The 11,800-nt window shown below is 50.1% G+C and carries 12 protein-coding genes; 11 read left to right on the top strand and 1 reads right to left on the bottom strand.

The features are described 5' to 3' along the window. The first annotated feature begins 53 nt into the window (after positions 1–53). The 10 genes from PVA01S_RS14165 to PVA01S_RS14120 all read left to right on the top strand — a co-directional run bounded on the left by PVA01S_RS14165 (position 54) and on the right by PVA01S_RS14120 (position 9,920). Positions 54–500 (top strand): MocE family 2Fe-2S type ferredoxin, encoded by a 447-nt coding sequence (locus PVA01S_RS14165; RefSeq protein WP_230876277.1) that lies wholly within the window; start codon positions 54–56, stop codon positions 498–500. An 11-nt stretch (positions 501–511) separates the two neighbouring features. Continuing rightward, on the top strand, positions 512–1,762 hold the full coding sequence (locus PVA01S_RS14160; RefSeq protein ID WP_127608152.1) for an NAD(P)/FAD-dependent oxidoreductase: 1,251 nt from the start codon (positions 512–514) through the stop codon (positions 1,760–1,762). Continuing rightward, positions 1,759–2,577, top strand: coding sequence for a sugar phosphate isomerase/epimerase family protein (locus PVA01S_RS14155; RefSeq protein WP_306439359.1), 819 nt, complete (start codon positions 1,759–1,761; stop codon positions 2,575–2,577). Before PVA01S_RS14160 ends, PVA01S_RS14155 begins: the two co-directional genes overlap by 4 nt. Positions 2,578–2,640: 63 nt before the next feature. Continuing rightward, the gene (locus tag PVA01S_RS14150) at positions 2,641–3,456 is read left to right on the top strand and encodes a sugar phosphate isomerase/epimerase family protein (RefSeq protein WP_127608151.1); all 816 of its coding nucleotides are present in this window, start codon (positions 2,641–2,643) and stop codon (positions 3,454–3,456) included. A gap of 45 nt (positions 3,457–3,501) precedes the next feature. Further along, entirely contained in the window at positions 3,502–4,671 is a 1,170-nt protein-coding gene (locus tag PVA01S_RS14145) for a levoglucosan dehydrogenase (RefSeq protein WP_127608150.1), read from the top strand. A gap of 71 nt (positions 4,672–4,742) precedes the next feature. After that, entirely contained in the window at positions 4,743–6,236 is a 1,494-nt protein-coding gene (locus tag PVA01S_RS14140; RefSeq protein WP_127608149.1) for a sugar ABC transporter ATP-binding protein, read from the top strand. Next, the gene (locus PVA01S_RS14135) at positions 6,217–7,179 is read left to right on the top strand and encodes an ABC transporter permease (RefSeq protein WP_054796191.1); all 963 of its coding nucleotides are present in this window, start codon (positions 6,217–6,219) and stop codon (positions 7,177–7,179) included. Before PVA01S_RS14140 ends, PVA01S_RS14135 begins: the two co-directional genes overlap by 20 nt. A 17-nt stretch (positions 7,180–7,196) precedes the next feature. Next, a complete protein-coding gene (locus tag PVA01S_RS14130) occupies positions 7,197–8,348 on the top strand; it encodes a Gfo/Idh/MocA family protein (protein ID WP_127608148.1) in 1,152 nt (383 codons plus the stop codon). Between the two features lie 65 nt (positions 8,349–8,413). Then, positions 8,414–9,673 (top strand): substrate-binding domain-containing protein, encoded by a 1,260-nt coding sequence (locus PVA01S_RS14125; RefSeq protein ID WP_372814256.1) that lies wholly within the window; start codon positions 8,414–8,416, stop codon positions 9,671–9,673. Between the two features lie 61 nt (positions 9,674–9,734). Beyond that, positions 9,735–9,920: a hypothetical protein gene (locus PVA01S_RS14120; RefSeq protein WP_054796192.1), complete on the top strand. Its 186-nt coding sequence runs from the start codon at positions 9,735–9,737 to the stop codon at positions 9,918–9,920. Positions 9,921–10,044: 124 nt separating this feature from the next. Here the strand turns inward: PVA01S_RS14120 and PVA01S_RS14115 are convergent, their stop codons facing one another. Next, positions 10,045–10,302: a hypothetical protein gene (locus PVA01S_RS14115; protein WP_236595795.1), complete on the bottom strand. Its 258-nt coding sequence runs from the start codon at positions 10,300–10,302 to the stop codon at positions 10,045–10,047. Between the two features lie 392 nt (positions 10,303–10,694). Here PVA01S_RS14115 and PVA01S_RS14110 point away from each other — a divergent pair, with 392 nt between their 5' ends. Then, a complete protein-coding gene (locus tag PVA01S_RS14110) occupies positions 10,695–11,549 on the top strand; it encodes an ABC transporter ATP-binding protein (protein WP_127608147.1) in 855 nt (284 codons plus the stop codon). Positions 11,550–11,800 lie beyond the last annotated feature (251 nt).

The raw sequence follows: 11,800 nt of genomic DNA, 5'->3' as shown, positions 1-11,800 counted from the left end.
AGGAAAGCATCGCAGGGACCAAACTTAAATTTCTCCATCAAGGAGATTCTTGAATGACGGCATTGAAAGCGCTTAATAGTCCGCGGCAATGCAGGCGGCTTATCGTTCCTCGCATTGCCCGGCTGTCATTCGCACTGCAGCAGTTCAAACCTACAAGCGATTACATGATGGAGGTACTTATGAATAACGAAGGCTGGATTAAAACATGTGCTGTTGAAGATATCGATGTAGAAGATGTTGTTCGATTTGATCATGGCGACCGAACCTACGCGCTTTATCGTAATGCCAAAGGGGACTGCTTCGCGACCGACGGGCATTGCACGCATGAGAAGGTTCATCTGGCGGACGGCCTGGTGATGGGAAATCTCATCGAATGTCCGAAGCATAACGGCCGACTTGATTTCACAACCGGTGAAGCCAAGCGGGCCCCAATCTGCGACGCGATTAAGACGTATCCCGTTAAGATTGACGCGGGTATGCTCTTCATCAAAGTCGATTGAGGGGGATCGTCATGAACGAAGCTGGCATGGTTATTATCGGGGCAGGCGAAGCCGGAGCGCGTGCGGCTGTCGAACTGCGGACGCAGGGCTGGAGCGGACCTATCACGCTAATCGGTGAAGAGAAGCATGCGCCTTACGAGCGTCCTCCTCTTTCAAAAAATTTGCTGCTGGGCGAAGATGAACCGTCGCCGATTTTCATCCTGAACGATGAGAAGCTGTTACAGCACGACATTACATTCCTGTCCGGCTGCATGGCCGTAGAGATCGACAGAAATAACCGTGCCGTTATTCTTGAAGACGGACGGCAACTCCCGTACGACCGGCTGCTGCTTGCTACAGGGGCCCGCCCGCGCAAGTACGCGTTAGAAGGCTCCGAGAACGCGGATGTGCTCTACCTGCGGACGTTTTCCGACGCACTGTCGCTTCGTTCGCGTTTGCAGCCCGGGACTCATGTTGCGGTCATCGGCGGCGGATTCATCGGACTTGAAGCCGCGGCGAGCGCTGTTGAGCGAGGCTGTACCGTGTCGCTCATCGAACTGGGCCCGCGCATTCTGACGCGGGGTGTGCCCAAGGAAATCGCCGACATCGTGGAAGCCCGTCATCGTGCCGCCGGCGTCGATTTCAAATTGGGCGTTACCATCGACAGCATAGCAAACAACGGCGGCCGTCAGGCTATCGTTCTTGCCGACGGGACCTCGATCGAATGCGACTCTATTATTATCGGGATCGGCGCTGTTCCGGAGATAACGCTGGCTGCCGGTTGCGGGCTGGAGATCGAGAATGGAATACGGGTTGACGAGAGGCTCCAAACAAGCGATCCGTATATTTTTGCCGCCGGGGACTGCTGCTCCTTCCCGCATGCTTTATATGACGGCCGACGAATTCGGCTTGAGTCCTGGCGCAATGCCCAGGATCAAGGTTCACTTGCGGCTCGTAACATGATGGGCGCAGGGGAAGCTTATACAGTCGTACCCTGGTTCTGGTCCGATCAGTACGAACAAACGCTGCAAGTGGCCGGTTTGACGGACTTTGGCGAAATCATGGTAAGCCGCAATATCGGCGAAGACGGCAAGTTCTTTTTCCATCTTACCTCTGACGGACGGTTAGTCGCGGCCAGCGCTGTTGGGCCGATCTCTAAAATTGCCAAGGACATCCGTTTCGCTGAAATGCTCATTCAACAGCAAGCGAGACCTGATCTGAACAATTTGGAAAACCCTGACGTGAAGCTGAAAGCGCTTCTAAAGGATCTGGTGAGGCCATGATGAAAATAAAAAGCATCAAATCGCTCTGGGGGATGGAAGGTTCTCTGGAGAGCCAGTTCGAGCAGATTGCCGCCGCAGGCTACCATGGAATTGAATCCCCCGTACCAAGCCAACTGGCCATTACCGGTGGAGTGAACGTGGAAGAGAAGCGGTTCCGCAGTCTGCTGGAGCAATACAAGCTCGATTATGTTTCGATGGTGTTCACAGAGGGACCCGATCATGCGGAATCGTTTCGCCGGCAGACGGAACAAGCGGCGGCACTGGCCCCGATCATGATCAATTCACATAGCGCCAAAGACGCAATGCCGTTTGACGAACAGGCGGCATTTTTCGAAAAAGCGCTCGCCGTCGAGCAGAGATTGGGCATTCCGGTCGGACACGAAACACACCGGGGACGAGCCATGTTTACGCCTTGGACGACAGCGGCTCTCCTCCGGGAATTCCCGGAATTGAAGCTGACAGCCGATTTTAGTCACTGGGTATGCGTGTGTGAATCGCTGCTGCAAGATCAGAAGGAATCCCTGGAGATGGCTTTCCAGCGGACTATACATGTTCACTCGCGGGTCGGATATGCGCAAGGACCGCAAGTCCCCCATCCCGCGGCTCCCGAATACAAGACGGAACTGAGCGCGCATGAAGACTGGTGGAAGCAGATTATTCAAGCGCGAGCAAATAGCGGCATGCCGCTCACGTTCACGCCGGAATTCGGACCGCCGGATTACATGCCGAGACTGCCGTTCACGGGCCAGCCGGTGGCGGATTTGTGGCAAGTCTGCTTATGGATGAAGGAGCGGTTTGAAAAGCTGATCGCATAGTAACAGCGGAGGCAATGGAAGCCAATGAATGAACGCGTTTAATGATCCCGGGGAGGTTTTGAAATGAAATTGGGTTACCAAACAAATACATGGGGCGGTGTAGTCGGACATCCCGCAGGTGTAACTTCCGTCAAAGATCTTTATTACTTGGCCAACGGTTCGACCGAGCAGGCACTTCGGGATATAGCGGCCGCAGGATACAAGGGCATCGAGCTGTTTGACGGAAATTTGATGCAGTATGAGAATCGCCAGGACGAATTTCGCCAGCTGTTGAAAAGTCTGGACCTGGCAGTGGTAGGGGTGTATACCGGGGCGAATTTTATTTTCAAAGATATTCTGGAAGAAGAGTTTGACAAAATCGAGAAGGTTGCCAAACTGGCCGCTGAGTTCGGCACGGAGCATCTTGTGTTTGGAGGAGGCGCCATACGGGCGGGCGGCATTCAGGAATCGGACTATGAGCAGTTGGCACATTCTTTGGAGCGGGGCGCGAAAATTGCGGAAAAATACGGATTGGTGCCAAGCTACCACCCGCATTTGGGCACATGTGTGCAGGGACCGGATCAGCTCGACAAAATTATGGGGCTGACTTCGATTGCATTATGCCCGGATACGGCCCATATCGAAGCGGGTGGCGGAGATCCCGTAGCCGTGATTAAAAAATATGTGGATCGAATCAAATATGTGCATTTCAAGGATTACAAGTCCGGCGCTTTCTTACCGCTTGGAGAAGGCAACCAGAATTTCGCGGAGATGGTATCCATCTTGCGTGAAGCGAACTATGAAGGCTGGATCACGGTGGAGCTCGACAGCTACGAGGATCCATTCAAGGGCGCACAGATTAGTAAAGCCTACTTGAAAGAGCGTTTAAACATCGGGTAATGCCGGTTTCTATTCGTAAGTCATCATAACAAAGGAGATTACACCGTGCGTAAACTAAACATAGCAATGATCGGCGGAGGCTTCATGGGGAAGGCACATTCAATCGCTTATGCGGGAATGCCGATGTTTTTTTGGCCGGCGCCTGCGCTTCCTCAGCGTAAAACCGTCGTGGATATAAACGAAGAAATGGCAAAAGCCGCCGCCGAGCGTTATGGATTCGAATCTTATTCGACCGACTGGAGAAGCGTGGTAGAAGACCCGGCTATCGACATTATCGATATTGTGACGCCGAATGACTCGCATGCCGAGATCGCCATTGCGGCTGCGAAAGCCGGCAAGCATATTATTTGTGAAAAGCCACTTGCCCGTACCGCAGAAGAATCAAAACGGATGCTGGATGCCGTGAAGGAAGCAGGCGTGAAGCATATGGTGGCCTTCAACTATCGACGCACCCCTGCAATCGCACTGGCAAAGAAATATATCGAAGAAGGCTCGATCGGTAAAATTTTGAATTTCCGCGGAACGTATCTTCAGGATTGGTCGGCGGATCCGAATTCGCCTCTCTCCTGGAGGTTCCGGAAATCGGTTGCCGGTTCCGGGGCACTCGGCGATATTGCAACGCACGTTATCGATATGGCGCGTTACCTGGTCGGGGACATCAGCGAAGTATTGGCAACGTCCCAAACCTGGATCAAGGAACGTCCGGTTCAATCCGGCTCTGTTGACAAGCTTGGTACGGTGAAGGCCGGAAGCGATGTGAGGAAGGAAGCGGTAGACGTAGACGATGAAGTGAGCGCGCTTCTCCGATTCGATAACGGCGCCATCGGCAGCATAGAAGCAACACGCAATGCGTGGGGCCGGAATAACTTTATTACGTTTGAAATCCATGGCGAGCTGGGTTCCATCTGTTTTAACTATGAGCGCAGGGATGAACTGCAAGTATGCTTCTCCAGCGATCCGGAAGACAGAAGAGGGTTCCGCACCGTTTATACGGGGCCGGCTCATCCGTATGGCGAAGCACTGTGGCCGATTCCCGCCTTGGGCATTGGTTACACAGAAACCAAGATCATTGAAGCGCATGACTTTATTTCTTCCATCGTAAACGATACGGAAGTGTCTCCGAATTTCGAGGACGGTTATCGGATTGCGGTTATCAGTGATGCCATCCTGGAATCTGCCAATGCTGAAAAATGGGTGAAGATCGTTTACATGTAGATTTTGCATAAGAAGGATAGCGTTCGGGACGGTCGCCCGTCCCGAGGTCATCCTATAAAGGAGTACTTCGAATGGAAACGCCAATGCTGGAAATGCGCCAAATCTCCAAATCATTTAATGGAATTAAAGTACTCGATCAAGTTCATTTCGAATTGAGAAAGGGCGAGGTTCATGCCCTGATGGGCGGTAATGGGGCCGGGAAATCGACCTTAATGAAGATTTTGACGGGCGTATATGAGTTGGATGCGGGCAGCATACATTTGGACGGTGCCGAAGTTCAAATCAAAACGCCTAATGATGCGGAGAAACAAGGGATTTCCATGATCTTTCAGGAGTTCAGTCTTATTCCCACGTTAACCGTCGCTCAAAACATATATATCGGGAGAGAACCAAGAACGGCATGGGGTTTTATTGATGACAAGAAATGCGTTCAAATGGCTGCGCAGCTGCTGGAGGAATTGAACGTTGATATCAAACCGAATGACCTGGTGGCTGATCTGGGCGTCGGGTACTGGCAGATGACGGAAATTGCCAAGGCGTTAGCCAAGGAAACGAAAATTTTGATCATGGACGAGCCCACATCTTCTTTAACGAAACGGGAAACGGAAATATTGTTCGACTTTATTGGGGGATTGAAACGGAAGGGCTATTCCATTATATACATTTCCCACCGGATGGAAGAAATATTCCAGATTTGCGACAGAATTACGATCATGGGCGACGGGCGTCACATTATCACAGCGGATACGAATGAGTTGGATATGGACAGCGTCATTCAGCACATCGCGGGTAAAAACCTGGATAAGTTTGAATGGAAGCAGCGCAAACAACCGGCCAGCCACAAGGTTATCCTTCAAGTTAAAAATTTGAAAACAAACGATCGGGTGAACGGTATAGATTTTGAATTGAAGCATGGAGAAATTGTGGGAATCGCCGGTTTGATGGGAAGCGGTCGAAGCGAAACCTTGCGGGCGCTGTTCGGAATCGATTCGATCACCGAAGGTGAAATTCATATAAAAGGAAAGAAAGTCGCTATACGGTCGCCAAAAGACGCCATCCATAACGGACTTGCTTTAGTGCCTGAGGATCGAAGGGTTCAAGGGTTGGTGCTGGATCATGAAGTGAAAGATAATATTTTGCTTCCGTCCCTTTCCAAGATTACGAATGTGCTTGTCAACGATAGGAAGGGAAACCAAATGTCCGAAGAATGGGTCAAAAAATTAAACATTAAAACCGACTCCATTTATAAGAAATCGCGTTTGCTGTCAGGCGGGAATCAACAAAAAATCGTTTTTGCCAAATGGTTGGCCAATTCGCCGGAAATCATCATGCTTGACGAACCGACTATCGGGATCGATATCCGGGCCAAAACGGAAATTATCGATATGGTTCGTGATTTAGCCGATGAAGGAAAGAGCATTCTGCTTGTATCTTCGGAAATGACGGAACTTTTGGCCGTAAGCGACCGGATCCTTGTGTTTCATGAAGGAAAAGTCGTCAAACAATTTATGCGCGAGGAAATCAATTCGGAGGAGAATTTGCAGCATGCAATCCAAGGCTTCTAACCCGGGTATTCAGGGTTTTAATTGGCGGCAATATATTGTTTATATCGCTTTTGTAGGCGTTTTCATTTACTTCTCAATCACGTTAAGCTCTGACGGATTTTTGTCGGCGAACAACCTGTTGAATATTATTCGCCAGACTGCGATCATATCCATCATGGCCGTGGCGATGACTTTTGTGATGAGTGCTGCGGAAATCGATCTGTCTATCGGTTCCATAGCGGCTCTATCTTCATTAACGTCGGCCATGGCGTTGGAAGCTGGATTCGGTATTCCGGGGGCGATCATAGCCGGCCTGGGGACGGGGTTCATTATCGGTTTAATTAACGGTTTGCTGGTGACCAAGGTCATTATCCCTTCTTTCCTGGTCACGCTCGGGATGATGGGGATAGCCAAAGGAATGGCGATGTGGATAACGAATACGGCGCCTGTGCCGATCATTGACAAAACGTTTGTGTATTTCTTCGGATCTGGCGATGTCGGAAGCGTGCCGATTCTGTTGATCTGGACTGTGGCGATCGTTTTTATCGGGCATGTGATATTGCGTAAAACCGCATTCGGCAGAAGAACGCTGGCCACAGGCGGAAATCAAAGCGCAGCAAAGTTCTCGGGTGTGAACGTTGCCAGAACGAAACTGTACGTGATGATCGGATCGGGCGTGCTTGCAGGACTTGCCGGCATGCTGTATGCGGGAAGGATGCATTCCGGACGCTACACCTTCGGCGAAGGAGACGAACTATCCGTCATTGCAGCCGTTATTTTAGGAGGCACCAGTTTATTTGGAGGCGTAGGTACGGTTATCGGCACGGTCATTGGGTCGCTGATGATTGGAACGGTCAACAACGGTTTGATCATTATGGGACTGGATGTCAGCCAGCAAATGATCGTAAAGGGACTCATTATTATCCTCGCTGTGGCTTTCGGACGTAAAGCGATCAGTAAGTAATCAAGGAAGGATTGCTCATGAGAAAAATAAAAGCAGCGATACTGGGAGCCGGTTTTATCGGACAAGCGCACATTGAAGCGGTCAGACGGCTCAGTTTTGTCGAAGTCGTTGCGATCGCGCAAAGCGGTCAGGACAAAGCCGAGCAAAGCGCAAAATTACTAAATGTCCCAAAAGCCTATGGCAATTATATGGACTTATTGAAAGACCCGGAAATTGATGTGATCCATAATTGTACGCCGAATTATTTGCATTACGAGATTAATAAGCAAATTTTATTGCATGGAAAGCATCTGCTCTCGGAGAAGCCGCTCACGCTGACAAGCGAAGAGGCCAAGGAACTGTACCATTTGGCGAAAGAAAAAAATCTGGTTAGCGGAATCAATTTCAATTACAGACAGTTCCCCATGGTTCAGCACCTTCGCGGTATGGTGAGGGACAATGAGCTGGGCGATATCCGTATTGTCCGCGGCAATTACTTGCAGGATTGGTTATTGTACGATACGGACTATAACTGGCGGCTGGAGCCCGAGTACGGCGGAAAAACAAGGGCCATCGGTGACATCGGCTCCCACTTATTCGACCTGACGCAGTACGTAACAGGAATGAAAATTACGGAAGTCATGGCCGATACGGCGATTATGATCCCTCAACGCTACAAACCGCTAAAAGAAAAGCAAACTTTCCAAAACGGCGGAAAGGAAAATGCCAGTCTGGTTGATGTCAGTACGGAAGATTATTGCTCCGTATTGGTCAAATTCGATAATGGGGCAAGAGGCGTTTTTACGGTCTCCCAAGTATCCGCAGGGAGCAAGAATGCCCTGGTTTTGAATATAGACGGCTCTGTCGCTTCCGGCACCTGGAAGCAGGAAGAACCGTTCCGTCTGACCATAAGGTACCGGGATAAACCAAGTGAAACCGTATTGAGAGACCCCGGCCTCGTGAAGAAAGAGGTGCTTCCGTTCCTTCATTACCCGGGCGGGCATGAAGAGGGATGGACGGAAAGCCTGAAAAACATGATGCAGAACTTTTACGATGCCGTAGAAGGGAAAATGACCCATTCTGATTCCGTTGCTTCCTTCGCGGAAGGTTATCAAATCATGCTTATCATCGATGCCATCGTCAAAAGCGCTAAAACGGGCACTTGGGAAAAGGTTGAGAGCATTTCTTGACCAGGTACGCATGAAAGGGGGAATGCCGCCCAAAAGTACAGCGTTTTCTTGCAAGGGCAACAAGCTTGAAGGGAATCTGGCTTCATCGGTGTGTGTTTGCAACTAAATTTCATGTAGAAGAGGGGTTATCGAAAATGAAAAAATTATTTTCCGCATGCTTTGTATTCATTTTGATGTTCAGCATCGTCTTATCCGGATGTGGAAGCAGCAGCAGCAAGGGAACCGGCGGCGAAGCAAACAGCAATACGCCGGCGGCCACGCCACCGGCAGCAACCACTACTCCTGACGGTCCAGTGACTATTAATCAGAGCCTTCCCGATAAAGAGATTTTAAGTAAAGGTCCGAATGGAGAAAGCGCCATCTCCGCCAAAACGCTGAAGCTGACTCCGGAAGAATTGGCGAAAATCAAAGAAGGAAAATACAAAGCAGCCGTTGCCCTGCACTATGCCGGCAACGACTGGTCGACTGCGCAGGTCAAAGGGCTCAAGGATACATTTGCCAAGATGGGTATCGAAGTGATTGCGCAAACGGACGCTAACTTTAAACCGGAAAAACAAGTATCCGATATTGAGACTATATTGACCAAAAAACCGAACATCCTCATCAGTATTCCCGTTGATCCTGTCTCCACCGCAGAAGCGTTTAAAAAAGCTGCTGCCGCGGGCGTGAAGCTGGTATTTATGGATAATAAACCGAACGGTTTGGAGCACGGTAAAGATTATGTCAGTGTAGTTTCCGCGGATAACTATGGAAACGGCGTTGAAGCGGCCAATCTTATGGCCAAGGCGCTTGGTGAAAAAGGAGATATCGGCGTTATTTTCCACGATGCGGATTTCTTCGTAACCAAACAAAGAACGGAAGCTTTTGAGAAAACGATCAAAGAAAAATATCCGAACATCAAGATCGTCGATCGCGGCGGTATTGCAGGACCCAATGACGGCGAGAAAGTGGCTTCTGCGATGCTGACTAAAAACCCGAATTTGAAAGGGATCTTTGTCGTATGGGATGCTCCTGCGGAAGGGGCCCTGGCAGCTGCACGCTCGGCAGGCAAAAATGATCTGGTCATCACTACTATTGATTTGGGCACAAACGTTGCGCTTAATATCGCACAAGGCGACATGGTCAAAGGTCTCGGCGCACAATTACCTTACGACCAAGGCGTTGCCGAAGCCATTCTGGCCGCTTATTCCTTGCTTGGCAAAGAAACGCCTCCATATGTTGCCGTACCTGCCCTTGCCGTATCGAAAGAAAATATTCTGGAATCCTGGAAAACCGTCTACCAAGTCGATGCACCAAAAACGATTCAAGACGCTGCCAAGAAGTAATTGGATGCAATCAAGACTGGATTCCCTCTGATTGCTTAGCGACCAGTAAGGAGAGGATACCATGGAATTAATGGAAGGCATGCGGGTTGTCGTCGTCAAAGCAACAGGCGAGTTAAGGTCGTATGAAATGGTTACAGTCGTCGACATCAAGGGTGATGAGGTCGTCGTAGGCGATATGACAGGGGATTTGCACAACGTGCGGATAGACAATATCCAGATCTTAACTCCTGATCCTGATCATCACTAAACCCGATATTCAAAACCGGTAAAGAAATGCTGTAAGCATGAACAAGGGACTTCCCGATGGCGGGAAGTCCCTTGTTCATTTTCATAAGATACAAAGAACAGATATGCCTAGAGAACGATTCTATTTAATCATACTTGTCCTCGTCGATTCTGCTCTTATGTTCAAGGATAAGTTCGGCCTCGGTTTCAAAGTTCAAATGGAGCGGCTCCGGAAGCAGATCGAGAATATGCTTGATCAGAGGCAGCTCTGCCAATTCCTCGAGTGTCTGCGGTCGTTGATCTAACCCGTAAACCCACTCGCGTACAGCATCGATAAACTTATAGAAAGAAGCTTCAAATTCATCCGCAGTCGATTCCGCTTCATCGTTTTCCGACCCCGCCATAGACTTCCAGTTTTTAAAGCCGCTTCTAACGTCTGCTCGACTTTCGCGTCCATCCTGTAACCTCCCGATAAGGATATCTGTGTTCTTCATGTTCGCTTTGATCTATTATACCAGCCTTATGCAGGATCAGCTAAAACGCCTCGCTGCCGCCGGCAACATCGCATCAAAGCAAGCTGCAACAATAGGCGTGCATCAGGTTATGATAAGAGATGATAATGAGAATCATTATTGACAAATGAACTGAAATCGAAATACAATTAAAGTCTTACGAATCGGGATAATTGGTCTCTCCAAGTTTTATTGACACTCCGTGTAACGCTATTTATTATACGTTCCTTATTTCTTATACCTGCTTGCCAATTCCAAAGCATGACATTGAAGGAGGATATACAATGACCCGCTTATTTACCAAACAGCTGGACGTAGCTTATGATGACCGCCTGATTGTCGAAGGATTGAATTTATCCATTCCGAATGGAAAAATTACAGCCCTCGTAGGCGCCAACGGCTCCGGCAAGTCGACCATTCTTAAATCTATGGCGCGGATTATGAAGCCCAAGGGCGGGCAAATTTTCCTGGACGGCAAATCGATTCATCAGCAGACGACTAAGGATGTAGCGAAGCAGCTTGCCATCCTGCCGCAAAATCCGACGGCCCCTGACGGGCTGACTGTGCAGGAACTCGTCTCTTATGGACGGTTTCCGCATCAGAAGGGGTTCGGCTCGCTGAGCAAGGAGGACAAAGAGGTTATTCATTGGGCAGTCGAAGTGACGGGCATGGGGGATTTTGCAGACCGACCTGTCGATCAGTTATCCGGCGGACAGAGGCAGCGCGCTTGGATTGCCATGGCGCTGGCTCAGCAGACGGATATTCTGTTTCTCGACGAGCCGACCACTTTCCTGGATATGGCGCATCAGCTCGAGGTGCTGAAGCTGCTGCAGAAGCTGAACGCGGAAGAAGGACGTACTATCATTATGGTGGTGCATGATTTGAATCATGCGACCCGCTATGCTCAGCACGTGGTTGCGATTCAAAGCGGCCGAGTGGTGAGCGAAGGGACGCCGGAGCAGGTAGTCACGCAGGATGTACTTCGTCAGGTATTCGGAATTGAGGCGGACATCGTGCCCGACCCGCGCACAGGCGTGCCGCTGTGCATGCCTTACGAGTTGGTGGGTGAGCTTCCCGGCACACAGCATCGAAATTCTGTACCAGAGGAGCAGCGGGCTGCCATGGCCGCAGGCGTTTGATTCCGGTCAACTTGAAGCACATGGCTACCAATTGATCGAAACAGCATGAGGAGGAGATCCACATCGACAATCCATGTTCCGTTGATGCCGGGCGTTGTGCTGCCGGATCCCGCAGCCTGCGGGGCGGCGCTCATGGGTCTTGTCGGGTGAGGGAAAGCATAGCAGGCTGAGCCGGCATCGTCTGCAGCGTCTACGGCGCCAAGCAAGCTGGAGCAGAAGGAGAGAACTGTCACTTGCAAACGAATATCAAA

The organism is Paenibacillus validus NBRC 15382 (assembly GCF_004000985.1).
GTDB classification, from domain to species: Bacteria; Bacillota; Bacilli; order Paenibacillales; family NBRC-103111; genus Paenibacillus_G; species Paenibacillus_G validus.
Note: the sequence above shows the minus strand (reverse complement) of the source record. Positions and strands in the feature narration are given on the sequence as shown.